Source organism: Rhodoferax sp. PAMC 29310 (assembly GCF_017948265.1).
Classification (GTDB): Bacteria; Pseudomonadota; Gammaproteobacteria; order Burkholderiales; family Burkholderiaceae_C; genus Rhodoferax.
Genome location: NZ_CP072852.1, coordinates 1,888,233 through 1,915,067 on the forward strand (window position 1 = coordinate 1,888,233; position 26,835 = coordinate 1,915,067).

The following is a 26,835-nucleotide window of genomic DNA, read 5'->3' on the forward strand; positions in this document are numbered from 1 at the left end:
GCCACCGGTACGTTGGTGGTTTACAACTTGCAAGCTGACTTCTCGAGCATCAAGGCAGCGCTTCGCGCTGGAACAGATCATTGCTTCGGATTGGCCACCCATCCATCAGAGATTCTGGCAAAACTGATCGATCTGTGCAGTCATGAAGACGAACCTCCATTTCGCGTACTGGTGGTGGAAGACTCCACGACGGCCAGCATCTCCATCCAGCGGACCTTGAAACAAAGCGGCATCGAGTCCCACGCGGTGACTGACCCGGCCGAAATCCTGAATAGTTTGCGAAGCTACCAGCCAGATCTGGTGCTGATGGACATGTTCATGCCTAAATGTACCGGTGTTGAAGCGACGCGCGTGATTCGCCAGCACCCGGAGTTTCTGTCCACTCCCATCATTTACCTCTCTGGAGAGGGCGATATGGGACTGCAAGTGGATGCTCTGCGATTGGGTGGTGAGTATTTTTTGACCAAGCCATTCAACCCCGTTTTTCTGAATGCCGTCGTCAAAAGCAAGATTGAGCGCTATCGCGCCCTGCGCCGTTCCATGCAGCATGACGGTCTCACGGGTCTACTCAACCATCGCGCCATCAAGGATCGGTTGGCCACCGCCATCCACCTGGCCGCGCGCACCAATGGCTTGCTGAGCGTAGCCATGATTGACATTGACCATTTCAAACATGTCAACGACAAGTACGGGCACCCCATTGGCGACCAGATGATTCGCGGATTGGCCTGGCTGCTCAAACAGCGCTTGAGAAAAAGTGACTTGGTGGGGCGATATGGAGGAGAAGAGTTTCTGGTCGTCTTGCCCGACTCTGACTCATCTCAAGCTCGTGACATTTTGGACCGGATTCGTCAGGACTTTGCGACCATCAAACATGCACTGTCCGACCAGTGGTTTGAAGCGTCTTTCTCAACAGGAGTGTCAGGCTATCCAGCGATCACCTGCCCGGAGTCTCTGATCAAGGACGCAGATGCCGCCCTCTATGAAGCCAAACAAAAGGGCCGCAACACAGTTGTTGCCCGGGGGTGAGCGTCCCGCTCAGCCTTCCATGCGGGTGGCCAGAACCTTGTCGATCCGTTTTCCATCCAGGTCCACGACTTCAAACAACCAGCCTGCGCCCTCGATATGCTCACCGACTGAGGGCAAGTGCCCACAGACAGACATGAGAAGCCCGGCGACAGTGTTATAGCGTCCACCATCCTCCTCTGGCAACGCATCGATGTCGAGCCTGACTTTGAGCTCCCCCACTGGCATCAAACCATCGATCAGCCAGCTGCCATCTTCGCGCAGGGTAGCCCAAGCATCAATTTTCTCATGAGGCTGCAACTCCCCTGTGATGGCCTCCAACAGGTCACGGGGCGTCACCAGTCCCTGCACCACGCCCCACTCATCCACGACCAGCACCAAGCGTCCCACTTTGGCCCGGAACTGCTCCAGCAACTCCATGCCACTCAATGTTTCTGGCACAAAGGTCGCAGGAATGATGTGTTGGCCAATGGGTTCGAAAGAATCGACCCCCAATTGAAGCAACCGCGCCACGCTGATTACCCCCACCACATCGTCCAGGGAGCCGCGACAGACCGGGTACCAGGAATGGGTGCCCTGCATGCTCCCTACGCCTTCCTGACTCAAACAGTGCCGCACGGTGTCGCCCGCGTCCAACCACTCCACGTCCCCACGCGGCACCATCAGCGAGGTCAGCGTTCGGTCATCCAGATGAAATACGTTTTGCACCATTTGATGCTCGTGCTGTTCAATGACGCCCGCATCGACGCCCTCCTCCAGACTCGCGGTCACATCTTCTTCAGTCACCCCCCGTGCAGCAGTGGTGTCAATACGCAGCAGCTTGAGCACCGCCGCCGTGGTGCCGGACAACAACATCACAAACGGCCCGGCAGCGGCCGCCAGCCACAGCATGGGACGAGAGACATAGCGCGACACGGCTTCCGGGTGAAGTTGCCCGATTCGCTTGGGCACCAGCTCCCCAAAGATGATGGTGGTGAAAGTAATCAAAGTCACGACAATGGCCGTGGCTGACACATCTGCCACACTTTCAGCCAGACCGAAGCCCTCCAACCAAGCCGACACGGCGGGACTAAAGGCAGACTCGCCCACGATTCCGTTCAAAACGCCAATCGACGTGATGCCGACCTGGACGGTCGAAAGAAACTGATTGGGGTCGGATAACAGCTTCAAGGCCGCTTGCGAGCCTTTGTCACCGGCTTCCGCCATGGCTGCCAGACGCGCCTTGCGACTCGCCGCGAGCGCGAGTTCCGACATGGCAAATACACCGTTCAGGACGGTCAAAAAAACAATCAGCAGAAATTCCATTGAGCGCAAGCGAGAATAAACACCATGGCACTTTACTTGATTGGCGACGTGCAGGGCTGCGACAGCGCCCTGCAGCACTTGCTGGATGAGATTTCGTTCTCGCCCAGCCGGGACAAATTGTTCTTTTTAGGTGACTTGGTCAACCGTGGACCAGACTCGGCAAGTGTGCTTCGGCGGCTCATGGCCTTTGGCGAAGCCGCGGCGTGCGTGCTAGGTAACCACGACCTGCATTTGCTGGCCCTGGCACACGGCGTGCGCCAGCCCCACCGCAAAGACACCCTGAACGACATTCTGAACGCACCCGACCGAACCGCGATGCTGGACTGGCTGCGCGGCCAAAAAATGGCGCTACTCGAGTCCGTCAGCGGCCACGACGTGCTGATGGTGCACGCCGGGGTGCTACCCGCCTGGAGCGCGCAAAAAACGATCACCTTGGCGTCGGAGGTCGAGAGCGTGCTTCGCGGCCCCGACTTGAATGAGTTTCTTCAGGTGATGTATGGCGATGAGCCTGCGCAATGGAGCGAGGCCTTGACGGGGACAAGTCGCCTTCGCGTGATTGTGAATACCCTCACCCGGCTGCGCTTCTGCGACGCCGAGGGCCGCATGGAATTCAAAGCCAAAGGTGGGTTAGACGCGGCCCCCGAGGGCTATATGCCCTGGTTTGATGTACCAGGACGACAAACTGAAGCCGTCACCGTGGCGTTTGGCCACTGGTCCACTTTGGGTTGGCTCGATCGTCCGACCGTTCTGGCGATGGATACCGGTTGCGTGTGGGGCGGTTGCTTGAGCGCCATGCGTCTGGGCCACTCAAGGGCTGGCTCGGGTCTTGCACAGGAGCTTATTCAGATCCAGTGCAAGCAAGCGCAGGTGCCGGGTTAAGCAGTCACCTCAGGCGCAGCCCTGAACAGCGCAGCCACACGGCGCTTTGATTTGATGTTGGCTGAGACACTGCGAGGCGCATTGGCTTTGGCCGACGCCTCCCAAGACGGCGCGCCTTCTTCAGCGACCGGGGTTGGCTCGTAAGGCTTGTCAAAAAATGGGTCACGGGAGGCCGGTGCCGGGCGATTGAAGTCGCGTCGTGGCGCACGTTCACCCCGCGCATGCTGCCCCTCGTGGGACACATCACGCAGGCCACCCGAGCGGGAACCAGCGTAGCGGGATTCGTCCTGCGCGCCTTCGGCGTACATGCGACGACCATCGTTGATGCGACCCTGTTTGCGAATGTCAGGCTGGTCTTCGTCAAACTCGACCGCTTCCAGCTCAATCTTGACTTTAATCAGTTTTTCAATGTCTGCGATTAGCCGGGCATCGCTCTTGGACACAAAATTGACGGCCAAGCCGGACGCTCCGGCGCGGCCGGTACGTCCAATGCGGTGCACGTAGTCTTCGGCATTGAAGGGAATGTCAAAGTTGAAAACTGCGGGCACATCCTTGATGTCCAGTCCGCGCGCGGCCACATCGGTACACACCAACAAATCGACCTCGCCGCTTTTGAAGGCCTCAAGCGCTTTCAAGCGCTCGTCCTGACTCTTGTCACCGTGCAGCGCGGCGGTCTTCAGACCCTCACGCTCGAGCGAGCGCGCCAAACGGGCGCAACCCAGCTTGCTGTTCACAAACACAAAGGCTTGCTTCAACTCGCGTTGCTTCAAGATCTGGTGCAAGGCGTGGCGCTTGTCGTCGTCGCCGACACTGTAAAAATGCTGCTCCACAGTCGAGGCAGTGGCATTTGAGCGCGCCACTTCGATGGTGACCGGGTCCTGCAAATAGCTGCCAGCCAAGCGCTTGATTTCGCCGGAGAAGGTCGCAGAAAAAAGCAGCGTCGTACGTTGTTTCGGCAAATAGGACAGGATGCGTTGCAAATCTGGCAGGAAGCCAATGTCCAACATGCGGTCTGCCTCGTCCAGCACCACGTATTCAACCTGATTCAACACCGTGTTCTTGGCCTCGATGTGATCGAGCAAGCGACCAGGTGTTGCCACCAGAATCTCAACGCCTTTTTTCAACTCAAGGGTCTGCGGCTTCATGTCCATGCCACCAAAAACCACTGTGCAGCGCAACTGGGTGTGCTGGGCGTAGGCCTTGATCGCCTGAGCAACCTGATCGGCCAACTCTCGGGTTGGCAACAGCACCAAGGCGCGCACAGGGTGGCGGGCGGGGGATGTGGAGCTGTTCTCGTGCTTGAGCATGCGCTGCAGCAGGGGCAGGGAGAAGGCAGCAGTCTTGCCGGTGCCCGTTTGGGCGGCACCCATCACGTCACGCCCTTCCAGCACAACAGGAATTGCCTGGGCCTGGATTGGGGTCATGGAAACGTAGCCCAAATCGGCTACTGCACGGGCCAAAGGTGCGGCGAGTTGCAATTGCGCAAACGCCATAGGCGGGGTTTCAGAGGTCAAATCAGGGGTTAAATCGGTCATTCATAGCCAAAGTCAAATGCTATCAATTCGATAGCTGGGTGCACCCCAAGGGCTGGGGCAAACCCTTATTATCCCTCATATATCACAATTGAGGGGCGGAAAACGTGTCGCAGCGCTTGACGCTGCCATTTTTAAGGCCGTTGTTGAACCAGCGCTGGCGTTGTGCGCTGGTGCCGTGGGTGAAGCTTTCTGGAACGACCGAGCCACCTCGCGCGCCCTGCAAGGCATCGTCGCCAATACGTGCCGCCGCGTTCATCGCCTCTTCCACATCACCGGCCTCCAGCAACTGTCGTGCTTCCTGGGCATGGTTGGCCCAAACGCCGGCAAAGCAGTCAGCTTGCAATTCCAGACGCACGCTCATGGCGTTGTATTCGGTTTCACTGACCCGGCCGCGCATCTGGTCCATTTTGGTGGTGATGCCGAGCAGGTTCTGCACGTGGTGCCCCACCTCGTGCGCAATGACATAGGCCTGCGCAAAGTCGCCCGGTGCGCCGAGCTGGTTTTTCAACGTCTCATAAAAACCAAGGTCGATATAGACCTTTTGATCGGCAGGGCAATAGAAGGGACCCATGGCAGCTTGACCCTGACCGCAAGCGGTAGCCGTCGCGCCGCGGAACAGCACCAGTTTGGGCTCTCGATAGGTGGAACCCCCTTGGGAGAAGACCTTACCCCACACGTCTTCGGTGTCGCCCAGTACCGTGGACACAAACTGGGCCATGCGGTCGTCGGCGGGCGGGCGTTGTGCAGGCGATTGCTGGGTGGTGGGTGCGGACCCTCCGCTCAGGACGTTGAGCACAGTCATCGGGCTCACCCCCAGAAAATAGGACACAACCAAGGCAATGGCGATGGAGCCGATACCGATGTTGCGCCCGCCGCGCGAACCACCCGAGGAGCCGCTGCTGCGACGGTCTTCCACGTTGTCTGACTGGCGATTGCCCTCCCATTTCATGAGCGGACTCCTATATACAAGCGATGACCGCGAGGGAGAAACTCACTTTAACCGTCAGGCCCGTGGCAAGGTCACACCGACCTGGCCCTGGTATTTGCCACCGCGGTCTTTGTAGCTGACCTCGCAGACATCGTCCTTGTCGCTCTCAAAAAAGAGAACTTGGGCGCAGCCCTCACCCGCGTAAATTCGGGCCGGCAGTGGCGTGGTGTTGGAGAACTCCAGCGTCACGTAGCCCTCCCACTCCGGCTCAAAAGGCGTGACATTGACGATGATGCCGCAGCGGGCATACGTGCTTTTCCCGAGGCAAATGGTCAGCACGTTGCGCGGAATACGGAAGTACTCCAGGGTGCGCGCCAAGGCGAAGCTGTTGGGCGGGATGATACAGCTGTCACCGTGAAAATCGACAAAACTCTTTTCATCGAAGTTCTTGGGGTCTACCACCGTGCTGTGAATATTGGTGAACACCTTGAATTCAGGTGCACAGCGAATGTCATAGCCATAGCTGCTGGTGCCATAACTGATGATTTTATTGCCATCGCGTTCGCGAATCTGGCCGGGCTCGAAGGGTTCGATCATGCCCGTGGTCTCGGCCATGTGACGAATCCATTTGTCGCTTTTGATACTCATGGGTGTGGAACTCCTGATTTGCCCAGATTGTAAGCGCCCCACCTATTGCCAGAATGCTACATTTTTAGTAGCTACTTACACCCAATTTACAAGGGCCATCGACCTAATTTACTTGAGAAATAACGGTCTTCTCGATGAGCCGGTCATCACCCAGCACAATCATCGAAAACAGCAACTCGTCCAGGCTGCTGGCCTGAGCAGTACGTCGCGCCAACAGCGGTGTGGCTTTCGGGTTGAGCACCACAAAGTCCGCCTCGCAGCCGACTTGCAGGTTGCCGATGGCGGCGACGTCCCGGCCCCCATCCAAACCCAAGGCCTTGGCAGCCCCCAAGGTATGTTGCCACCACAGATGCTGCGGCGACAGCGACAAACCTTGCTTGGTTTGCCCTTCGCGACCCACATAGTAGGCGGCCAACATGGTGTGAAACGGGCTGAAGCTGGTACCCCCACCCACGTCACTGGCCAATCCGTAGGCAAATCCCACGCGGTCAGCGCCTGCGTAGTCAAAAAAACCGCTGCCCAAAAACAGATTGCTGGTCGGGCTGACGGCAGCAGCCGTCCCTGTGTCGCGCATCAACGCCCGGTCGTCATCGTCAAAATGAATGCAATGGGCATAGATTGCCCGCTCGCGCATCAGACCAAAATCGTCATAAGTGGCCAGGTAGCTTCGTGAGGCGGGAAACAATTCCCGCGCCCAAGCGATCTCTTCCTTGTTTTCGGCCACATGGCTTTGAATCCAGACATCGGAGTAGCGCGCGGCCAACTCGCCCGCGCCATGCAACTGGGCGTCCGTGCTGGTGGGTGCGAAACGGGGCGTGATGGCATAACCCAGCCGGTCTTTGCCATGCCATTGTTGAATCAGTGTTTCGGTGTCGATCAGACTTTGCTCGGTGGCATCTCGCTCACTGCCAGAATTGGCTCGATTCAGTAGCTCGGCGGGTGCGTGGCGATCCATCAGACACAAGCCGGTGATCATTCGCATCTGGCGCGCCTGCGCCGCCTCAAATAGCGCCTGCACTGAGGTTGCATGGGAGGTTGCGAACGCCAGCGCTGTAGTCACACCGTTGCGCAGTAACTCCGCTATGAAAAACCGAGCGGAATCCGCACTGTAGTCAAGCGATTCAAAGCGTATTTCTTCTGGGAAAGTGTAATTCTCCAACCAAGGCAACAAACCTTCGGCGGGAGAGCCAATGACATTAGTTTGCGGGTAATGGATGTGCATATCCACAAACCCGGGCGCAATGATCCGCTCCGGCCAATGGGTCACCTGAACATGGGACCATTGGTCTTTTAAGGCCGGGTAAGCACCAACCGCCAGCACCACCTGCCGCCCAGTGGCATCAGGCCCCACCACCAACAGCCCATCCGACTCATAAATGGCGGCCGTATTGGGGGGAAGATCGGGGTCAAAGCGCAGAATCGCGGCACGGTAAGCTTTCATGCGGCGAAGCTTAACCGTTGCATCATCAGGCTCCATATCCGCACGCCCATATCAACTATGGGCGTGCGCTATGAGCCCAATCGCTGTGCCCTTACTGAAACGACTCAAACGTCGCGTTCAAGCGGTCAATGAACTGGCGCTTGACGCTGGCGTCCACAAAACTGGCTTCAAAACTGTTGTGCGCCAGTTGGTAGGCTTGCTGAGCACCCAAGCCCAGCGCCGCAAAGGTTTGCGTGAAGTTCTCGTTGATGTAACCGCCAAAGTAGGACGGATCGTCTGAATTGATGGTGGCCACGATGCCTGCCTCCAGCATTTGCCCAATGTTGTGCTGAGCCAGCGTAGGGAACACGCGCAACTTCAGGTTGGACAAAGGGCATACCGTCAAAGGAATGCGGTCTTTGGCCAGACGGGCCATCAGCGCGGAGTCTTTCATGGCTTGCACGCCATGGTCAATGCGCTCCACTTTGAGCACATCCAATGCGCTCCAGATGAAGGCAGGCGGCCCCTCTTCGCCGGCATGGGCCACCGGGCGCAGGCCCAGTTCCCGACAGCGTGCAAATACCCGTGCGAATTTTTCGGGCGGGTGGCCCATTTCGCTGGAGGCCAGTCCCACGCCAACGAGTTTGTGCAGCAGCGGCTGCGCTTGCTCCAGGCACTCGAAGGCCTCCTCTTCGCTCAAATGGCGCAAGAAACACAAGATGAGCGAGGCGCTGATGCCCAGCTCGGCTTTGGCGTCCACACAGGCGCGGTGCAAGCCGTTGATCACCGTGTCTGAACTCAGACCGTGGCCGGTGTGGGTTTGAGTGTCAAAGAAAATTTCGGTGTGCAGCACGTTGTCGGCCGCCGCGCGCGCCAGGTAGGCGCGGGTCATGTCATAGAAGTCCTGCTCGGTCTTGAGGACGAGGGTTCCCTCGTGGTAAATGTCCAAAAAGTCCTGCAGGTTGTCGAACACATAGGCTTTGCGCAGGGTTTCCACATCGGGGAAAGCCATGGACAAGCCATTGCGTTTGGCCAGCGCAAACATCAACTCAGGCTCCAGTGAGCCTTCGATGTGCATGTGCAACTCAGCTTTGGGCATCAGGCGCAGCAACTCAGGCATGCGCTCAAGGGAAACAATCTTGGGAGTCATCACAATCCAGTCAAAAAATCAGTATCAAATTTTCACTTCACCATAGCGATGAAGCGTCGGCGTGTAAAGAAAATGCCGGCGCCTATCAGTGGCAGCACGCCAATGGCCCACCATTGCGCTCGGTACAGGGAATACAGCCAGTAGCGCAGCTGGTGACCGCCGTCGGTAAATGCGGTGATTAGGCCCAGCCCCTCCACATTGAACGCGGGTGCCCGATGGGCCAGTTCGGTGTAGGCCGGCGCCATGCTGGAGGCCACCCAGAGAAAGGTGATGATCACCGGAATACCGGCCAACACGGCGCGGAACACATTGCCGCGCATCATCAGCACCGACAGGGACATGACGGAAATCACGTTGGGCAAATCCCCCAACGGCAATACCCGATTGCCCGGCAGCACCAGCGCAATGCCTATGGCCAGCGCCATGAGCAGCAAACCTGTGACCACTACGGATTTGTGGTGCATGAGAAACCCGGTGTCCATCGCGACCACCAGATTCTTGCGGCTGGGGAAGTGCCGTTCGACCTGCTCACGCAGGGCGGTGGTGATTGGCATCATGGCTTCTCCGATCAAGCCGGCACTTTTTGGCAGCAAATACATCACCGCTGCGATATGCACACTCAACTCCAGCGATTCTTTCAAACCATAGTCGGCGGCCAGCGCCAATGCCAGGCCCATCAGCACGCCAATCACCATGGGTTCACTGAGCATGTCCAGCGCGGTCAATTGGTCTTCTGCGTCCGACACGGCCTGCTTTTTTTGAGCCGGGTTATAGTTGATGGCTTTGATGCCGGGAATGCGGTCGAGCAACCAATCAACGCCCGCCACATACGGGACCAGGCCGTTGACCGAGATGGGCGACGCGGAGATGCCCTTGAGCCCGGTTTCCCGCTCAACGTCAGGAGCGGTCCACTCGGTCATTTTGAAGCAATAGATCGCCAGCACCAGCGTGGCCGACAAGCCTAACCACAGACTGCCAGACGTGCTCATGACCAAAACGCCCATGAAGGCGAAATGCCAATAGTTCCAGATGTCGATATAAATCGTGCGTGTCCAGCCCACAGCCAGCAATACCAGATTGGTGAGCAGCACCAAGGGAATGGAAATAGCTGCCAACGGCGACGCCCAAGTGATGGCGGCCAAGGGCGGCCAACCCACATCCAGCACCGGAAAGCTCAAGCCTCTGGCCAACGACAACTGGCGAACCGCCGGGCTGATGTTGGCGACGAAGAAATCAAATGCGATGAAGACGCCCGCAAACCCTGCGGCCAGCGCCACCGTGCTAAATAACGCGCGCTGCAAGGGCACACGTGCCGCAAGCGCGATCAAAAAAATGATGATCGGCAGCATCACATAGGCTTTGAAGCTGAAAAAAACCGTTAGCAGATGTTGAAAAGAGTCCATGGCATGAGATGGGCGAGGGAGCGGTGGTTAGGGGGTGTCTGAAAAACAAAGGCCGCCCGAAGGCGGCCCTTGATGAGGCGCTAAAGCGACTTATTTGGCACCAGGCACTTTACCTTCCACGCCCTTGACGTAGAAGTTCAGGCCACCGAGGAACTTGTCGTCAGCGACGGTGTCCTTCTCGATTTGAACTTTACCCGTGTTGTCCATGATCGGACCTTTCCAGATTGAGAAGCTGCCGTCTTTCAGACCGGCTTTGACTTCTTCAACTTTGGCTTTAACATCGGCAGGCACGTCTTCAGCGATGGACACGATGTCAATCGCGCCTTCTTTCACGCCCCACCAAGCGGCCTCGCCACCCTTCCAGGTGCCGTCAAGCGCCTCTTTGGTGGCCTTGATGTAGTAAGGACCCCAGTTGATCACGGCAGATGCCAGGTGGGCTTTGGGGCCGTAAGCAGTCATGTCGGAATCCCAACCGAAGGCGCGCTTGCCCTTGGCTTCTGCGGCTTTCAGAACGGCAGGTGAGTCTGTGTTCTGGAACAAAACGTCTGCGCCGCCATTCATCAGCGACGTGGCCGCTTCGGTCTCTTTCGGTGGGTCAAACCAGCCGTTCACCCACACCACTTTGGTCTTGACCTTGGGGTTACTGCTTTGTGCACCCAGTGTAAAGCTGTTGATGTTGCGAATCACCTCAGGAATTGGGATGGACGCGACCACACCCAGAGTGTTGGTCTTGGTCATCTTGCCGGCAATCACACCTGCCAGGTACGCGCCTTCGTAGGTACGGCTGTCATAGGTGCGCATGTTCTCGGCTTGTTTGTAGCCGGTGGCGTGCTCAAACTTCACGTCTTTCATGTCGGCAGCGATCTTGAGCATGGGCTCCATGTAGCCAAAAGTCGTACCAAAAATAAGTTTATTGCCCTGGCCCGCCATGTCGCGAATCACGCGCTCGGCATCCGCCGATTCAGGCACGTTTTCAACATAGGAGGTGACGACCTTGTCGCCGAACTCAGCTTCAATGGCTTTGCGGCCGTTGTCGTGTGCAAACGTCCAGCCACCGTCACCCACAGGGCCGACGTAGGCAAAACCGATTTTCAGCGGTTCAACCTTGGGAGCAGGTGCCTCAACCACTGGCACGGGGGCCGGTGCGGGCGCAGGAGCTGGCTCTTCTTTTTTGCCGCACCCTACCAGCGCAGCGGAGGCTACAGCCGTGAGTGCCGCTATTTTCAGCAGCGAGCGTTTTTGCAGATCAGTCATCTAAATTCTTTCTTTGGAGGATTGGCGACAGGTTAAGAAAAGTTCAATTATGAACCGGGATAAAACGGTTTTCCAATGGAAGCGGGCATATTGATGCGAATCCATTGTGGGTTGCGGGAAATCAGGGCCAGCACGACGATGGTCGCCACATAAGGCAGCATGCTCAAAAACTGGCTAGGCACATTCACACCGATGCCCTGCAAGTGAAACTGCAGCATGGTGACCCCACCAAACAAATAAGCCCCCAGCAAAACGCGCGCTGGGCGCCAAGTGGCAAACGTCGTCAAGGCCAGCGCGATCCAGCCTTTGCCGGCCACCATGCCCTCTACCCACAGCGGGGTGTAGATGATCGACAAGTAGGCCCCCGCCAGACCACATAAAGCCCCACCAACCACCACAGCCAACAAGCGAATACGACGCACCGGGTAGCCCAGGGCGTGCGCCGATTCAGGACTTTCCCCCACACTGCGCATGATCAGGCCGCTGCGCGTGCGGTACATGAACCAGATCAGGGCCAAAGCCAAGAAGACTGTGAGGTACACCAAAGGGTGATGGCGGAACAGCGCTGGGCCCACGAGGGGGATGTCCGACAGGAACGGAATGGCGAAACTAGGGCGCGGTGGCATGGTGGCCTGCACAAAACCTGTTCCCACAAAGGCCGAGAACCCCGCTCCAAACAGCGTGAGCGCCAGTCCGGTGGCGTACTGGTTGGTATTGAGCCAAATCACCAGCAGGCCAAAAATGGCCGCCAACACGGCACCCGCGCCCATACCCGCGGCAAAACCGAGCCAGTCGTTGCCCGTGTGCACCACGGTGGCAAAGCCAGCAATGGCGGCGCACAACATCATGCCCTCAGCGCCCAGATTGACGATGCCGACCTTTTCATTGATCAGCAAACCTAGCGAGGCCAACGCCAGCACCGTGCCCGCATTGAGCGTGGCCGCCAGAAGAAGTGCGTAGGAGTCCATTACTTGCGCCCTTTGAAAGAAAGCCGGTAGTTCACCAGCGTGTCACACGCCAGCAGGCTGAACAGAAGCAGGCCCTGAAACACGCCCGTCAGTGACTTGGTCAGTCCCAAACGGGACTGGGCCATTTCGCCGCCGATATAGAACATGCTCATCAAAATCGCCGAAAACACCATGCCGACCGGGTGCAGACGCCCCACGTAGGCCACGATGATGGCCGCAAAACCATAGCCTGCGGGCACATAGGTGGTGAGCTGGCCGATTGGCCCGGCCACTTCCAATGCGCCGGCCAGACCGGCCGCCCCGCCCGATATCAACAAGGCTGTCCACAAGGCACGACGTGAGGAAAATCCGGCATAGCGCGCCGCTGCCGGCGCCAACCCTCCGACCTGCAAGGAGAATCCGGCCCGGGTCCGAAACAGAAACACCCACAATCCAGCGACGCCCGCCAAGGCAAACAGCACACCAATGGTCACACGAGAGCCGTCAAACAGTCGCGGAATCCGGGTGATTGCATCGAAGGTCTTGCTTTGAGGAAAATTGAACCCGTTTGGATCCTTCCACGGCCCGCCGACCATGTAGCTCAGCACTTGCACAGCAACGTAGACCAGCATCAGACTCACCAAAATTTCATTGGCGTTGAACCGATCCCGCAGTATGGCGGTCACACTCGCCCACAGCATGCCCCCCAGCACCCCGGCGGCAATGATCGGCACCACAATCCAGGCCCCGGTCGTTTTGTCAGCCAACAGCGCGACACCACCGGCAAAAATAGCGCCCATGATGTACTGGCCTTCGGCGCCAATGTTCCAAATATTGGAGCGAAAACACACGGCCAGCCCCAAGGCAATGATCAACAAGGGCGTGGCCTTAACCAGCAACTCGCCAATGGCGTAGGCGTTCTTGATGGGCAACCAGAAAAACATTTCCAGCCCCTTGACGGGGTCTTTGCCCAGCAAAGTGAACATGAGCGTGCCAATCACCACGGTGATCAGCAGCGCCAGCAACGGTGAGCCATAGCTCCACAGGCTGGACGGTTGGGGGCGCGCTTCAAGCTTAAGCATGGGCGGCCTCCGATTCAGTGCGCAGCAGGTGGTCCTGCACGTCTTTGTGCCACAGGCCGCTCATCCATTCGCCAATTTTTTCCACCGTGGCATCCGCCACGGGCACCGAGGGGGACAGTCGCCCATGCGCAATCACATGCAGCCGGTCACACACTTCAAACAATTCATCCAGCTCTTCGCTGACCACCAGCACGGCGCAACCGGCGTCGCGCAGCGCTAGAATTTCGCCTCGAATCTGCGCTGCCGCACCCACGTCAACGCCCCAAGTGGGCTGGGAGACGATGAAGAGTTTAGGCTTCGCGTCAATCTCGCGCCCCACAATAAACTTTTGCAAATTACCCCCAGACAGCGAACGGGCCGCCGCGCGCGGGCCATTGGCCTTGACGTTAAAGCGTTTGATGATGCCAGCCGCATGCGTTTGCAGTTGGGCGATCCGAATCCAGCCGCCCGCAAAACGCGGCCACGAAATCGCATCATCGCGGGTCAGCAGCATGTTCTGCGCGAGGCTGAGTGTGGGCACAGCGCCACGCCCTAATCGTTCCTCTGGCACAAAGTGCAAGCCCAGTCGGCGCCGGTGCGCCGGGTGCATTTTGGCGACATCGGCATCTTCGATCTGAATAGAGCCCGCGGGTGAGCGCACATCTTCGCCCGACAAGGCGTACAACAATTCACGCTGTCCGTTGCCCGAGACGCCCGCAATGCCCACGACTTCGCCGGCACGCACGTGCATACTAAGATCGACTAGGTCCACACCAAACTGGTCATCGCGTGCCAAGCTGAGGTTCTGCACCTGCAACACCACCCCACCGGTGTTGGGGGCTCGGCGGGTCAACAGTGGCGGCTCGGCGCCAATCATCAGTTTGGAAAGCGAGGCGTTGGATTCTTCCGCAGGGTTACAAGTCCCGGTGACCTTGCCGCCGCGCAGCACAGTGCAGGCATTGCACAGCTCGCGAATTTCATGCAGCTTGTGGCTGATGTACAAGATGCTGCAACCCTCGCTGGCGAGTTTCTTCAGCACCACAAACAGCTTGTCCACCGCTTGCGGGGTCAGCACCGAGGTGGGCTCGTCCAGAATCAACAACTGCGGGTTCGTCAACAAGGCACGAATGATCTCTACCCGTTGCATCTCGCCCACGCTCAAGGTGTGCACGGGCCGCGCGGGGTCAATGTCCAAACCATACTCGGCCGCCTTGGCGGTGATGCTGCGGGTCACTTCATCCAGCGTCAGGGTTTTGCTCAGCCCCAGCCACACGTTTTCCGCCACGGTGATGGTGTCAAACAAACTGAAATGCTGAAACACCATGCTGATGCCCAGCGCCCTCGCCTCTTGTGGGTTGCGCACATGTGCCACCTTGCCATTGAAGTGCACCGTGCCTGAATCGGGTTTGACTGAGCCGTAGATGATTTTCATCAGTGTGGACTTGCCCGCGCCGTTTTCACCCAACACCGCGTGGGTTTCTCCCGGTAGGACAGTCAGCGACACATCGCTGTTGGCCACGACACCTGGGTAGCTTTTGGTGATATTGGCTAATTGAAGTCGAGGAATGGTCATGCGGGGGCTTGTTTCTCTTTGTTCTTAAGCGTGGCAGCCACTGATTTGACCCGCTCGCGCAGCCATTTGGCCGCGGTTGCGGTATGGGTTCGCTCATGCCAGAGTTGGTAGTACATCATGCGCGGAAACTCGATCGGACTGGGGAGTATCGTCAATGGCAGGTGGTCAATATAGCGCTCGCAGTATTGGCGCCCAGTCGTGAGTACAAGCAAGGTGGATGCCACCATGGCAGGAATCAAACCAAAATGAGGGCAGCGTGCGGTGATGTTGCGCTGCAGGCCCAAAGCGTCCAGGTGGTCGTCAATCACGCCCTTGGCACCCGGATGGGTAGCCGTGGGGGCAATGTGGTCCGCCTCCAGCCATGCTGCGGCGTCCCAACCCCGGCGCACGGCAGGGTGTTGGGTGGCCACCAGCGACACCACTTCGTCGCCAAACAGGCGCCCAAGGTGCAGGTCGTCTGGCGGCGTGGCCCAGTTGCCAATCACCACATCCACCTCACCCTGTGCCAATTGCGCCCGGTAGTCAGACGCGGCCGACAGCGGCAAAATTTCGATATAACACAGCGGCGCCTGAGACTTAATTTGCGCCACCAGGTGCGGCAAAAACAAGGGGTCAAGATAGTCACTGGCACCCACGCGAAAGGTGTTTTGTGCCGTGGCGGGATCAAACCCACGGGCATCTGAAAACAACATTTCAGCGGCGCGCAGAATGCTGGCGGCGGGCTCAACCATGCGCAGGGCAGCATCGGTGGGCACCATACCGGCGCCTGAACGCACCAAAAGAGGGTCGCCCGCAAAGTCACGCAGGCGTTTGAGCGACGCGCTGACCGCCGGCTGGTGCATGCCCAGTCGGATGGCGGCTTTGGAAACGCTTCGTTCTGTTAACACCGTGTGCAAGACCCTGATCAAATGAAGATCAATCTTGTCGAATAGGACGTGGTCTCTCATACCTGTGTTTGCATTGGTGTCATACGCTAGTGCTTATAGGCACAGTGGCTGTCTCGTTTTACCCTTGTTCGAACCCTTTGAGCTTACCCAAAACTGCCCATGAATAACCAAGTCATCCAATTTGTACGCTGCGGCGAAATTATGGAGGTGCGCAATGTACCACCCACCCGCACGCTGCTAGAGCTTCTGCGCGACGACCTCAATTGCACCGGTACCAAGGAAGGCTGCAATGAGGGCGACTGCGGCGCCTGCATAGTGGTGCTAGGCGAGGCCCAAGGCGAAAAAATTCATTACAGCGCGGTCAACAGCTGTATTCGCATGGCGCATTCCGTCAACGGGCTGGCACTGTGGACGGCCGAAGATCTGGCCGCCCCGGACGGCGCGTTGCACCCCGCACAACAGGCCATAGTGGATTGCCACGGTAGCCAATGCGGCTTTTGCACCCCCGGTTTTGTCATGAGTCTGTTTGGCATGTACCAAAACCATGTCGCCCAAGGCCACGCCATCACGCGCGAACTGGCGCAGGAAGAACTTTCTGGCAACTTGTGCCGCTGCACCGGCTACCGCCCGATTCTGGACGCGGCCCAGCGCATGGCCAGCCTGCCCCAGCCAGCCAGCGACGCGACGAAAACGCTACAAAAACTAGAGCAGATTGCGCAGGCAGGACAAGCGCGAGAGGCTGATTTTTCTTATAAATCACCGAAAACGCTCTCAGACTTGCTCAGCGCCAGAACGCAGCACCCCATCGCCCAAATTGTGGCCGGCTGCACGGACGTGGGCCTGTGGGTCAACAAGCTGCACCGCAACTTTGAGCAGGTGCTGGACGTGAGCGGCGTGGCCGAGTTGCGACAGATTGCTGACCAAGACAATACACTGACCATTGGCGCCGCCGTCAAACTGACGGACGCCTTTGCGGCGCTGGTGGCAAACCGACCCCAGCTCCATACCTTTGCCACCCGTTTTGCCGGCCTGCCGGTGCGCAACTCGGGCACACTGGGTGGCAATATTGCCAACGGTTCCCCCATTGGCGATTCCATGCCGCTGCTGATTTCGCTGGGCGCCAGCGTTGTGCTGGCCAGCGAGCGCGGCCAGCGTGAAATGCCGCTGGAGCGGCTCTACACCGGTTATCGCCAAAACGTGATGGCGGCCGACGAGGTGCTGGCCTTCATTCAGGTGCCCAAAGCCAGCCCCGGCGAGCTGGTCCGCATCTACAAAATCTCCAAACGTTTTGACGACGACATCTCCGCCATCTGTCTGGCGCTGAACCTGCACATCGTTGATGGCCAGGTGGCAAGCGCCTCGATTGGCGTGGGTGGCGTGGCCGCCACGCCGGTGCGGGCCGTCCAAACCGAGGCCGCCCTCACCGGCCAACCCTGGAACCCGGCGACGGTAGCGCAGGCCACGGCCACGCTGCGCGCCGAATTCAGTCCGATTTCCGACATGCGGGCCTCGGCCGACTACCGGGTGCAGGTGCTGGGCAACTTGCTGCAGCGCTTCTGGCTGGAAAGCCAGGGGGCGACCGGCATCAATCTGGAATGCTTCACGTTGGAAGGGGTACAAGCATGAGCGGCAAACCCAACCCAGTGAACATAGCCACCCCAGCCAGCGGCAACAGCCATGCCCACGAAAGCGCAGCCGCCCAAGTGGCCGGCGGCGCCCATTACGTGGACGACATTCCTGAGGTGCGCGGCACGCTCTACGCCGCGCCCATTTTGTCCACCCAGGCGCACGGCCAGTTGCGCGGGGTCGACGCCAGCGCCGCATTAGCCATGCCCGGCGTGCGCGGCATGGTGTTGACACAAGACATTCCCGGCGACCCCATGTTGGCGGCGTTTGCGGGTGACGAGCCGGTGTTCGCCATCGACACCGTGCAACACATCGGCCAGGTCATTGGCGTGATCGTGGCCGACACAGTGATGCAGGCGCGCCACGCCGCACGCTTGGTGAAACTGGATATTGCCCCCCTGCCCGCCATCCTGACGATTCAGGACGCATTGGCGGCGACAAGCTATGTACTGCCCCCCGTTTTCGTCAAACGTGGTGACGCCGCGCTGGCCTTGTCCCAGGCGCCCCACACCCTGAGCGGCACGCTGGAAGTCGGCGGACAAGAGCATTTTTACCTGGAAGGCCAGGTGGCCTACGTGCTGCCGCAGGAACAAAACCAGTGGCTGATCTACTCCAGCACCCAGCATCCCGGCGAATTGCAGCACTGGGTCGCCCACGCCCTGGGCTTGGACAACCATGCGGTGCGGGTGGAGTGCCGGCGCATGGGCGGCGGCTTTGGCGGCAAGGAAACCCAGGCCGGGCACCTGGCCGTGTGGGCGGCCGTGGCGGCGGCCAAGTTCAAGCGCCCCATCAAGCTGCGCTTGGACCGCGACGACGACTTCATGATCACCGGCAAGCGCCACCCGTTTGCCTATGAGTACACGGTGGGCTTTGACGACACCGGACGCTTACGAGGCCTGAAACTGATGATGGCCGCCAACTGCGGCTTCAGCGCCGACCTGTCTGGCCCCGTGGCCGACCGCGCCATTTTTCACGCCGACAACGGCTACTTTCTGGAAGACGTGGCCATTGCGTCCTACCGCTGCAAACTTAACACCCAAAGCCACACGGCGTTTCGCGGCTTTGGCGGGCCCCAAGGCATGATCGTGACCGAGACCATTCTGAGCGACATTGCCCGCCACCTGAAGCTCGACCCGCTGGATGTGCGCCTGCGCAACCTGTACAGCGAGGAGATGACCGCTGGCAACACCACCACGCCCGCCCAAGCCCGCAACACCACCCATTACCAGATGAAGGTGGAAGACAACATTTTGCAGCCACTGCTATCAAAAATAGAGCTAACTGCGCAGTACCGGCAAAGGAAAGAGGCCATTTTGGCGTGGAACTCGGCCAATCCGGTGATCAAACGGGGTTTGGCGCTGACACCGGTCAAGTTCGGCATTTCCTTCACTGCCACGCTGTTCAACCAAGCCGGCGCGTTGGTGCATGTGTACCTGGACGGCAGCGTCCAGGTCAACCACGGTGGCACGGAAATGGGCCAAGGCCTGAACACCAAAGTGGCCCAAATTGTGGCCGACGAGTTGGGTGTGCCCTTTCACCGGGTGCTGGCCACGGCCAGCGACACCAGCAAGATTCCCAACGCCTCGGCCACCGCCGCGTCTGCCGGCACTGACTTGAACGGCCGCGCTGCCCAGTTTGCCGCCCGCCATGTGCGCGACAACCTAGCGCAATTTGTCAGCGGCCTGGACGGCTGTGGCGCTGGGGCCGTGCAATTTGAAGGCGGGTGGATTCGTTCACCCAAAAGCGAACGCCGTTTTGACGAGGTGGTGCAAATGGCCTACGCCAACCGCATCCAGCTCTGGAGCGATGGCTTCTACCGCACACCCAAGATTCACTACGACAAGACCACACTGACCGGGCGCCCGTTTTATTACTTTGCCTATGGCGCCGCCTGCACCGAGGTCGCCATCGACATCCTGACGGGCGAAAGCCGGGTACTTAAAGTGGACATCCTGCATGACGTGGGCCGCAGCATCAACCCGGCCATCGACATCGGTCAGATTGAAGGCGGTTTTGTGCAAGGCATGGGCTGGCTGACCACCGAGCAACTGGTTTGGAACAACAAAGGGAACTTAAGCACCCACGCGCCCAGCACCTACAAAATTCCCGCCACCGGCGACATTCCGGCGCACTTCAGAGTGGATTTGTGGCCTGAGCCCAACCGCGAAGACAACGTGTTTGGCAGCAAAGCCGTGGGCGAGCCCCCCTTCATGCTGGCGATCAGCGTGTTTGAAGCGCTGCGAGACGCAGTGGCGCAGGCTCGGGCGGATGGCAAGCAGGTCAAACTCAAGGCACCCGCAACCGCCGAAAACGTGCTGAACGCCTTGAGCCGCTGAGTTAAAACGGCGCTGCGGTGAGAAAACCACGGCGCGCCCGACCTCTTAAGGCTGGGCCAGCAAGACCTCCAATTCGTCAATGGGCATAGGCTTGCTGAACAGATACCCTTGGTAAGTTTGGCAGCCCATCTCAGCCAGTGAAGTGCGCTGCGCTTCCAGCTCAACGCCTTCTGCAATCACATCCAAGGCCATGGAGCCTGCCAGCGCAATCACCATCTTTGCAATAGCGGCGTCGTTGGCATCCACCAAAATGTCCCGCACAAAGCTCTGATCAATCTTGAGCTGATCGAGCGGTAGTCGTTTGAGGTAAGAGAGTGAGGAAAATCCTGTTCCAAAATCATCCAGAGAGAAACGCACGCCGATGTCTCGCAGTGCGGTCATCTTGGCTATGGTGTCTTCCACATTGGTGACCAGCAGGCTTTCAGTCAGTTCCAGCTTGAGTTGGTGCGGGTTGGCCCCGGTGCGGGACAACGCACCCGTCACCTGCGCCACAAAGTCCTCCTGACGCACTTCGCGAGCGCTCACATTCACGGCCACTGTTAAATGGGCGGTCTCGGCTCGGTCGGCCCACCGGACCAATTGTGCGCAGGCCGTCTCCAGCACCCAGGCCCCCAAGGGCAAAATCAGCCCCGTTTCTTCGGCCACGCCAATGAACTCCAGCGGCGGCACCATACCGCGCTGTGGGTGGCGCCAGCGCACCAGTGCTCTACCCCACAGATTCGCTGACCACAGACCTGGGTCTGATAAAAAAGAACGAACGACTTTGCATCCAATGCCAATCGCAAGTCTGCCTCCAGAGTCGCGCGTGCCGCAACCACCACCTGCATTTGGGGGTCAAAGAAACGCAGCGTGTTGCCGCCCACCGCCTTGGCTTGGTACATGGCCAAGTCGGCACGCGACAAGGGGCCGTCCCTGCTCATTTCCGCGTCGGAGCCAAACAAGGCGACACCCACGCTGGCACTGCCGTGGCGCGGCCCTTCTGACAGCAAGTAAGGCTGAGCAAGGATGGACAAAATCTTTTCGGCCACTAACTTGGCCTGTGTGCCTGCTTCCATCGCGTTTTCGCTCAGGTCCTCCAGCAACACCACGAACTCGTCTCCGCCCAGCCGCGCAATGGTGTCGCCAGCGCGGACACAAGCCGCCAATCTCTTGGCCACTTCCAGCAACATCCGGTCTCCATCAGCGTGACCACATATGTCGTTGACTTCCTTGAAATGATCCAGATCCACAAACAACATGGCGCCACTGCAGTGATGCCGGGCGCTGGACGCCACCGCTTGCTGCATCCGGTCCATCAGCAGCCGCCGGTTGGCCACTCCAGTCAAAGGGTCATAAAAGGCCAGCGCTTGTACCTTCTATTCCGCCGATTATCGCTCGGTGATATCGCGTGAAATCACAACGAAATGCGGCTCCACCGAGTTGGCCTGAATCTGCTTTGCCACCGACAACTCAAACCAGAGTGGTCCCTGTGGCAGCAACAATTCAATTTGACGGCCATGCGACCAACCGGTGGCATTGGCCTCGGCCAAAGCGGCCATCACCACCGCGGCGGCCTCCGGCTCCATGACCTGGGTCACAGTTCTCCCCAGCAGTTCGGACCTGGGCGCCACCAATAGTTCGCTGCGGGGCGCATGCACAGTCAGATAGCGCCCACTTCGATCCACCTCAAACAGCAAATCGGGAATGGCATCAAGAGTGGCCTGCAACTTGTTTTTGGTAGCCTCCAATTGCGCGATTTTGTCTTCCAACTTGCGCGCCAACACCGCGTCATGAAGGACTTCGAACTCCGGCGTATCCAGAGGAACGCGGGACTGGGGAGGTGATGGACTTTTCTGCCTTTCCTCCGTCGCGTTGGCGATTTCGTTCAACAAGACATCGGTCTCAAGGGGTTTTATCAAATAACGCATGGCACCCATGTCCAGCGCCAGCGTCACGTCCTCTGGATGGGTATACGTGGCAGAGTAAAAAACAAACGGGATCGCCTTGAGAGTCGCATCCAGCATCCACGCGCGGCAAAGGGCAAACCCGTCCATTTGCGGCATCAAGACGTCTGACACGATCACATCGGGTTGATCTTGTCGCGCCGCCTCCAGTGCGGCCACGCCATTGCCAGCCATGGTGACGCGGTAGCCATTTCCCTGCAGAAGGGCTCGCAGCAAATAGCGCCCCTCTTCCAAATCATCAACGACCAATGCATGTTTCATGCAGCGGTGTTCTTTCTGGTAGAACCCATTTCATGGGCCGCCTCAACCTGAATACAAAAGCTGTCCGGATCGATCGGCTTTTCGATGTAGTCGTCACAACCAGCCGCAAGCACTCTTCCCCGGTCGCCATTCAGCGCGAAAGAGGTGACCGCAATAATAGGCATGGCATCGAATTGGGGCACAGTTCGCAAGGCACGGGCCACGGCATAACCATCCATTCCAGGCAATTGAATATCCAACAAGACCATGTCCGGCATCTCGGTCTGCACTGACGCAATGCCCTGGGGCCCATCATGCGCTTCAGACACCCTGTGCCCTCTGGCCTCCAGTAAAAATCGAAGCAAATAACGATTTTGTTCGTTGTCGTCAATCACCAACACATTCATGCCTACTCCTTTGCCTGAAGCGTAAACCGGAAACAACTTCCCTGCCCCGCAACACTGCTTGCCTCAATACGCCCGCCCATGGCCTCCACCAATTGCTTGGACAGAGCCAAGCCTAAACCAGTGGCATCGTGCAGGCCGGGATGCCCACTGTCTATTTGACCAAAGGGCCGAAACAACTTGCCCATGTCCTCAGGCTTGATGCCACGGCCTGTGTCAGTGACTGAAATAGCCCAATACGCCCCACTACGCACACACGCGATTTCAATATGACCTTGGGCCGTGAATTTGAGCGCATTGGAAAGCAGGTTATTCAGCACCTGCTCAACGCGGCGCGCATCACCCACCATCATCATCTCGTTTGCGCCCACCTCCTGCTTGAACGCCAGCCCCCGCCGCTTGACCTGAGGCGCAAACATGGGCCCGATTTTTTCCAGCAATGCATGAAGATCAAACTCAACATGTGCCAAATTCATCTCGCCCGCTTCGATTTTGGAGATGTCCAGCACGTCATTGATCAGCGCCAGCAAATGACGGCCCGAATTGCGCACCATGCCGAGCTGCTTTTCCTGTTCCGCGTTCAGCGGCCCCGGCAGTTTCTGCATCAGTACCCCGGTGAACCCAATGATGGAGTTCAGTGGCGTGCGCAACTCGTGAGACATGGTTGCCAAAAACGCAGACTTCATTTCGTCCGCCCCTTCTGCGCGCGCCTTGGCCGTCGCCAACTCCGTGGTGCGTTCGACAACGCGTTGTTCCAGTTCTGCGACATGACGCTCAATCTGACGGTGCAACTGGGCGTTTTGCAGGCCGGCTGAAGCCTGCTCGGCCAGCGTTTCCAGAAAAGTAGCTTGGCTTTCAAAATCCCGCGCATTGACTGCGGCCACACCCAATACCCCGATCACCAAGTCACCTCGTCTCAATGGCAACGCGGCAAAGGCCTGGAGCCCCGCCTGCTTGCCATCTTCCCCCCCACAACGAGGGTCGTTGGGAACGTCAAGGACATACAGTGGGCCGGACTGCGCCGCGGCAACACCGCAAAGGCACTCCCCCAGTCGCTGAACGGCCAATGAGCTTGATTGCAAGGCACCCACCTCAGAGGAACTTCCCAACAAGTGGAGTCCACCGCCTTCATGCAGAAATAACATCGCCAGGTCAGGCTTTATGGCCAACAAGCTTTGATCCAGCACGGCCCGGGTGACCTGAGTCAACTCCAGACTGGCACTGACTTGTTTGGCCAAGGCGTTGAGCGCGGTCAGCTCACTGGCACTGCGCTCCAGCGCCTCGCGGGAACGAATTCTTTCGGTGATATCGCGCAGGCTGGCCTGAACGATGGGGACCCCGTTGGATTCGGCCGGCGTGATCAGGATTTCAGTCACAAAATCCGTCCCGTCCCGGCGCCGATGAACCCACTCAAACGCATGCGCGCCCTCCTGAAGCGCCCGATGAACAATTTCCTTCGCCTTTTCAGCCGACAGGCGCCCGTCGGGTTGACGTTCTGGAGAGAGATCTGCCACTGACAGGGACACAAACTCCTCCCGATCACGACATCCAAACAGCTCAAAAGCGGCAGGGTTGCCACCCACGAAGTGCCCCTCCATCGAGGTCAGCGTGATGGCATCCCGTGAGGACTCGAACAAGGACTGATAGGCCAAGGCGCTTATTCGCGCCTCAGCCTCGGCCCGCTTGCGCTGGGTAATGTCAAGGACGGCCGCAATAAACCCAATGACCTGCCCGCCAGGGTTGCGCTCCGGAGCATAGATAACTTGTAGCGTCCGCATACCGAGCACCTTGTCCGGCAACTCCAGGTCATATTGACCTGGCTTGCCGGCCAACGCGCCATCCATGTGAGGCTTGGCCTGTGCAAATGTTGCTTCACCCACAACTTGCTGCACGTTTTGGCCCAAAAGCTCCTGCGGCGTCGATTTGAACAATGCAGCGTAGCCCTGGTTCACGAATCGGTAGCGAAAATTCTGGTCGCATTGAGCAATCAGAACCGGTGCATGGTTGGCAATGGTTTGCAACTGCTTGGTGACCTCAAGCAGAGCCTGCGCCCGAGCAAAATGGTCAAGCGCCTGACTGATGTCAGCGGCCATATCAACCAGCAAGCGTTGTGATTTTTCATCAAAGGCGTTGACGGATCCGGCATTGAGTGACAGTGTGCCAATGGTCACTCCCTGTCGACGCAGGGGCAGCACCGCCATGGCGCGCCAGTCGATGCCCAGCTTGGCGCGGATTGAACGCCAAACCGCGACGCGCTCGTCATGGCGCGCGTCCTGACACCAAATCGGCTGATTCTCTTGAACGGCCAGCCCCGTCAGACCTTTCCCCTTGGGATGATCGGTATCCACTGAAATTTCAATGCCATGAAGGTAGGCCCTGGCCTGCTCGCCAAACCATCCCACCGGTCGGAGCAGTGATGTGTTGGTGTCGATCAAACCAATCCAGGCCATCTGCATGCCACCCAACTCCACCGCAATTTGGCAAACTTTGGGGAACAAATCTGTTGCTGATACCGATCGCGCAATGGCCTCGTTACAGCGGGTCAGGGCGGCATACAGCCGCGTCTGGCGCGTCACTTCCCGCCTCAGCCGCAAACTCCACAGGTAAAACGCCAGTGCCCCGACCGCCATCAGCAACGCCAGCGCACTCGCCCAGCGCAGCACCTCGTGCAGATTGACGCCGCCCTGAAGTGGCGCGCCCACCCATTGGCGGCGAATAGTGGCCGCCTCCGCTTGGGTGATGCTGCCCAGCCCCGTGTCGATGATCCCACGCAGGCCTTTGATGTTAGGGCTCACAGCCAGGCTCAATCGGACAGGCGCTTCGCCCAACGGCCCGGCGTAACGCAAACCGGTGATGCCGGCATCTTCAATTAGCCGCAGCGCCGAGGTTGTCTCTGCCACCAGAAAGTCGACCTGTCCGCTCAACACCGCCTTGACCCCCCTCTTGCAGATCCGGTACCGCTTGCAGCTGAATACGAGGGTAAACCGAGAGCATGGGTAGTGCCAGACCGTTGACAGGCACCGCGACGCGGTGTTCAAACAAATTGCGCATTTCACCCAGGAAGATGTCACCTTTCGGTACAAAAACCCCCAGTGAGGACACCAAGTAGGGCTCACTCAGCAACTTGGTTAGGGCCCCTGGCGCTGCGCCGTTCACAGACAGCACGATATCTAGCTCACCCGCAGTCAGGCTCGCCAGCAGTGCTTCGGTGCTGGCGCCTGCCACGACGGTGGTCTTGAGCCCGGTTTTCTTTACCAACGTCTCCAGGACATCGGCAGCCAGCCCCTTGTGTTGGCCTTTGGCATCGACAAAATCAAAGGGTGGCCGGTTGTTCAGGACACCCACTCGCAACTCGGGAAGGTCCGCTATTTGAGCGAGTGCCTCTTTGTCCAACACGGCAGCAGGCAGTCTGACGTCATCCAGCGACACGGAGATCCAGCGAGAAAAAATGTCCTGCACCTGAGCTTCAGGCATCGAAGCAAGCGCCTTCTCCAGCAATGGCACCAGCTCCGGCCAATCCTTACGAACCCCGTAGGCTTGAGAATTGGTCATGTCAAAACCGGTATTCACTTTCAGATTGCTAATGCCATTGCGACTGGCCAGATGGGTATTGATCCCAAGTACACCGATATAGGCCTCTGCGCGACCGTCTGAAACAGCCCGCAATCCCTCAAGCGGATTGGCAACACTCATCACCACCATGCTGGGATAAAGCTCTATCGCCTTCTCGGACGAGGAATAGCGCTTGACCAGCGCCACCCGCCGGCCGTTGAGTTGCTCCAGACTGCGCAAACGGGAGGCTTCAAGCCGCGTCATGACCACCGTTGGCGTCTTCAGGTAGGCGTGCGAAAAGTTCAGATATGACTCTCGGTCTGGCCGACGCGCCGCGGTGGTGATGAGGTCAACCTGACGCTGGCGTGCCCCCTCCAGGATTTGCGGCCAGGTGAGATTTGGCACCATCTCCAGCTTCACGCCGAGTTTTTGGCCCACCAGTGCCGTCAACTCTGAGGCGACTCCGGCCGGGCGCCCATTAGCATCCAGAAAAGAGTAGGGGGCATAACCGGGGTCCACCCCGATTCGTATCACGGGGTGAGCTTTGAGCCATGCCTGCTCGTCAGCAGTGAGAATCAGGGACGACTGGGCCAGCCCCTGAGCAACCGGTAGCGCCAGAAAAATGCCTGCCAATGCCCAGCGAAGCGCTCGAAAAAACAGGTTTATTCGATTGATCACCCAGCGATCCTCTCGATCGTTCAGCGCAGCAAGACTCGAC

Annotated in this window: 22 protein-coding genes; 4 read left to right on the forward strand and 18 right to left on the reverse strand. The window is 58.6% G+C overall.

Translation table 11 applies throughout. The features are described from left to right. Nucleotides 1–15 precede the first annotated feature (15 nt). Nucleotides 16–1,029, forward strand: a complete 1,014-nt coding sequence (locus tag J8G15_RS08560) for a diguanylate cyclase (RefSeq protein WP_210547066.1) — start codon at nt 16–18, stop codon at nt 1,027–1,029. 9 nt (nt 1,030–1,038) lie between these two features. Here J8G15_RS08560 and J8G15_RS08565 read toward each other — a convergent pair whose 3' ends face one another. Next, the gene (locus tag J8G15_RS08565) at nt 1,039–2,331 is read right to left on the reverse strand and encodes a hemolysin family protein (protein WP_210547067.1); all 1,293 of its coding nucleotides are present in this window, start codon (nt 2,329–2,331) and stop codon (nt 1,039–1,041) included. 24 nt (nt 2,332–2,355) lie between these two features. Between J8G15_RS08565 and J8G15_RS08570 the strand changes: the two genes are divergently transcribed. Next, nucleotides 2,356–3,210: a symmetrical bis(5'-nucleosyl)-tetraphosphatase gene (locus J8G15_RS08570; protein WP_210547068.1), complete on the forward strand. Its 855-nt coding sequence runs from the start codon at nt 2,356–2,358 to the stop codon at nt 3,208–3,210. Here J8G15_RS08570 and J8G15_RS08575 read toward each other — a convergent pair. The 11 genes from J8G15_RS08575 to J8G15_RS08625 all read right to left on the reverse strand — a co-directional run bounded on the left by J8G15_RS08575 (nt 3,207) and on the right by J8G15_RS08625 (nt 16,076). After that, on the reverse strand, nt 3,207–4,745 hold the full coding sequence (locus J8G15_RS08575) for a DEAD/DEAH box helicase (protein ID WP_210547069.1): 1,539 nt from the start codon (nt 4,743–4,745) through the stop codon (nt 3,207–3,209). The genes J8G15_RS08570 and J8G15_RS08575 overlap by 4 nt on opposite strands. An 82-nt stretch (nt 4,746–4,827) precedes the next feature. After that, complete coding sequence (locus J8G15_RS08580; RefSeq protein WP_210547070.1) at nt 4,828–5,694, reverse strand: neutral zinc metallopeptidase; 867 nt, start codon at nt 5,692–5,694, stop codon at nt 4,828–4,830. A gap of 54 nt (nt 5,695–5,748) precedes the next feature. Beyond that, nucleotides 5,749–6,321 carry a dCTP deaminase gene (gene dcd / locus J8G15_RS08585; protein ID WP_210547071.1) on the reverse strand — a complete coding sequence of 191 codons (573 nt, stop codon included), beginning with the start codon at nt 6,319–6,321 and terminating at the stop codon, nt 5,749–5,751. 103 nt (nt 6,322–6,424) lie between these two features. Then, nucleotides 6,425–7,762, reverse strand: coding sequence for a guanine deaminase (gene guaD / locus J8G15_RS08590; protein ID WP_210547072.1), 1,338 nt, complete (start codon nt 7,760–7,762; stop codon nt 6,425–6,427). A 91-nt stretch (nt 7,763–7,853) separates the two neighbouring features. Continuing rightward, nucleotides 7,854–8,891 (reverse strand): adenosine deaminase, encoded by a 1,038-nt coding sequence (locus tag J8G15_RS08595; RefSeq protein ID WP_210547073.1) that lies wholly within the window; start codon nt 8,889–8,891, stop codon nt 7,854–7,856. 32 nt (nt 8,892–8,923) lie between these two features. Further along, entirely contained in the window at nt 8,924–10,294 is a 1,371-nt protein-coding gene (locus tag J8G15_RS08600) for a PTS transporter subunit IIC (RefSeq protein WP_210547074.1), read from the reverse strand. A 90-nt stretch (nt 10,295–10,384) separates the two neighbouring features. Further along, nucleotides 10,385–11,548, reverse strand: coding sequence for a BMP family ABC transporter substrate-binding protein (locus tag J8G15_RS08605; RefSeq protein WP_210547075.1), 1,164 nt, complete (start codon nt 11,546–11,548; stop codon nt 10,385–10,387). A 47-nt stretch (nt 11,549–11,595) separates the two neighbouring features. Next, nucleotides 11,596–12,516: an ABC transporter permease gene (locus J8G15_RS08610; RefSeq protein WP_210547076.1), complete on the reverse strand. Its 921-nt coding sequence runs from the start codon at nt 12,514–12,516 to the stop codon at nt 11,596–11,598. Continuing rightward, nucleotides 12,516–13,577, reverse strand: a complete 1,062-nt coding sequence (locus tag J8G15_RS08615) for an ABC transporter permease (RefSeq protein WP_210547077.1) — start codon at nt 13,575–13,577, stop codon at nt 12,516–12,518. The genes J8G15_RS08610 and J8G15_RS08615 overlap by 1 nt, the downstream gene beginning before the upstream one ends. Next, entirely contained in the window at nt 13,570–15,129 is a 1,560-nt protein-coding gene (locus J8G15_RS08620) for an ABC transporter ATP-binding protein (protein WP_210547078.1), read from the reverse strand. Before J8G15_RS08620 ends, J8G15_RS08615 begins: the two co-directional genes overlap by 8 nt. Further along, on the reverse strand, nt 15,126–16,076 hold the full coding sequence (locus tag J8G15_RS08625) for a LysR family transcriptional regulator (RefSeq protein WP_210547079.1): 951 nt from the start codon (nt 16,074–16,076) through the stop codon (nt 15,126–15,128). Before J8G15_RS08625 ends, J8G15_RS08620 begins: the two co-directional genes overlap by 4 nt. Nucleotides 16,077–16,175: 99 nt before the next feature. On the opposite strand from J8G15_RS08625, the gene xdhA reads away from it, so the two are divergent. Next, entirely contained in the window at nt 16,176–17,642 is a 1,467-nt protein-coding gene (xdhA, locus tag J8G15_RS08630; RefSeq protein WP_210547080.1) for a xanthine dehydrogenase small subunit, read from the forward strand. Beyond that, a complete protein-coding gene (gene xdhB, locus J8G15_RS08635) occupies nt 17,639–19,978 on the forward strand; it encodes a xanthine dehydrogenase molybdopterin binding subunit (protein WP_240538489.1) in 2,340 nt (779 codons plus the stop codon). The genes xdhA and xdhB overlap by 4 nt, the downstream gene beginning before the upstream one ends. Before the next feature lie 45 nt (nt 19,979–20,023). Here the strand turns inward: xdhB and J8G15_RS22070 are convergent, their stop codons facing one another. From J8G15_RS22070 to J8G15_RS08655, 6 genes are read right to left on the reverse strand one after another with little or no spacing between them, the layout of a single operon-like run. Further along, nucleotides 20,024–20,623, reverse strand: coding sequence for an EAL domain-containing protein (locus J8G15_RS22070; RefSeq protein ID WP_370627522.1), 600 nt, complete (start codon nt 20,621–20,623; stop codon nt 20,024–20,026). Continuing rightward, nucleotides 20,602–21,294: a diguanylate cyclase domain-containing protein gene (locus J8G15_RS22075; protein WP_370627542.1), complete on the reverse strand. Its 693-nt coding sequence runs from the start codon at nt 21,292–21,294 to the stop codon at nt 20,602–20,604. Before J8G15_RS22075 ends, J8G15_RS22070 begins: the two co-directional genes overlap by 22 nt. Nucleotides 21,295–21,345: 51 nt before the next feature. Further along, nucleotides 21,346–22,182: a response regulator gene (locus tag J8G15_RS21485; RefSeq protein WP_370627523.1), complete on the reverse strand. Its 837-nt coding sequence runs from the start codon at nt 22,180–22,182 to the stop codon at nt 21,346–21,348. Beyond that, nucleotides 22,179–22,568: a response regulator gene (locus J8G15_RS08645; protein WP_210547082.1), complete on the reverse strand. Its 390-nt coding sequence runs from the start codon at nt 22,566–22,568 to the stop codon at nt 22,179–22,181. The genes J8G15_RS21485 and J8G15_RS08645 overlap by 4 nt, the downstream gene beginning before the upstream one ends. 2 nt (nt 22,569–22,570) lie before the next feature. Next, nucleotides 22,571–25,489 (reverse strand): GAF domain-containing protein, encoded by a 2,919-nt coding sequence (locus J8G15_RS08650; RefSeq protein WP_210547083.1) that lies wholly within the window; start codon nt 25,487–25,489, stop codon nt 22,571–22,573. Further along, complete coding sequence (locus J8G15_RS08655) at nt 25,431–26,795, reverse strand: transporter substrate-binding domain-containing protein (protein WP_210547084.1); 1,365 nt, start codon at nt 26,793–26,795, stop codon at nt 25,431–25,433. Before J8G15_RS08655 ends, J8G15_RS08650 begins: the two co-directional genes overlap by 59 nt. Nucleotides 26,796–26,835 lie beyond the last annotated feature (40 nt).

What these genes read in the sequence shown, in the direction of transcription:
- J8G15_RS08620 (WP_210547078.1), bottom strand. Translation starts at nt 15,129, where the DNA reads ATGACCATTCCTCGACTTCAATTAGCCAATATCACCAAAAGCTACCCA.
- J8G15_RS08645 (WP_210547082.1), bottom strand. Translation starts at nt 22,568, where the DNA reads ATGAATGTGTTGGTGATTGACGACAACGAACAAAATCGTTATTTGCTT.
- xdhB (WP_240538489.1), top strand. Translation starts at nt 17,639, where the DNA reads ATGAGCGGCAAACCCAACCCAGTGAACATAGCCACCCCAGCCAGCGGC.
- J8G15_RS08580 (WP_210547070.1), bottom strand. Translation starts at nt 5,694, where the DNA reads ATGAAATGGGAGGGCAATCGCCAGTCAGACAACGTGGAAGACCGTCGC.
- J8G15_RS08600 (WP_210547074.1), bottom strand. Translation starts at nt 10,294, where the DNA reads ATGGACTCTTTTCAACATCTGCTAACGGTTTTTTTCAGCTTCAAAGCC.
- J8G15_RS08570 (WP_210547068.1), top strand. Translation starts at nt 2,356, where the DNA reads ATGGCACTTTACTTGATTGGCGACGTGCAGGGCTGCGACAGCGCCCTG.
- J8G15_RS21485 (WP_370627523.1), bottom strand. Translation starts at nt 22,182, where the DNA reads ATGAAACATGCATTGGTCGTTGATGATTTGGAAGAGGGGCGCTATTTG.
- guaD (WP_210547072.1), bottom strand. Translation starts at nt 7,762, where the DNA reads ATGAAAGCTTACCGTGCCGCGATTCTGCGCTTTGACCCCGATCTTCCC.
- J8G15_RS08575 (WP_210547069.1), bottom strand. Translation starts at nt 4,745, where the DNA reads ATGACCGATTTAACCCCTGATTTGACCTCTGAAACCCCGCCTATGGCG.
- J8G15_RS08610 (WP_210547076.1), bottom strand. Translation starts at nt 12,516, where the DNA reads ATGGACTCCTACGCACTTCTTCTGGCGGCCACGCTCAATGCGGGCACG.
- xdhA (WP_210547080.1), top strand. Translation starts at nt 16,176, where the DNA reads ATGAATAACCAAGTCATCCAATTTGTACGCTGCGGCGAAATTATGGAG.
- J8G15_RS08615 (WP_210547077.1), bottom strand. Translation starts at nt 13,577, where the DNA reads ATGCTTAAGCTTGAAGCGCGCCCCCAACCGTCCAGCCTGTGGAGCTAT.
- J8G15_RS08605 (WP_210547075.1), bottom strand. Translation starts at nt 11,548, where the DNA reads ATGACTGATCTGCAAAAACGCTCGCTGCTGAAAATAGCGGCACTCACG.
- J8G15_RS08625 (WP_210547079.1), bottom strand. Translation starts at nt 16,076, where the DNA reads ATGAGAGACCACGTCCTATTCGACAAGATTGATCTTCATTTGATCAGG.
- J8G15_RS08595 (WP_210547073.1), bottom strand. Translation starts at nt 8,891, where the DNA reads ATGACTCCCAAGATTGTTTCCCTTGAGCGCATGCCTGAGTTGCTGCGC.
- dcd (WP_210547071.1), bottom strand. Translation starts at nt 6,321, where the DNA reads ATGAGTATCAAAAGCGACAAATGGATTCGTCACATGGCCGAGACCACG.
- J8G15_RS08565 (WP_210547067.1), bottom strand. Translation starts at nt 2,331, where the DNA reads ATGGAATTTCTGCTGATTGTTTTTTTGACCGTCCTGAACGGTGTATTT.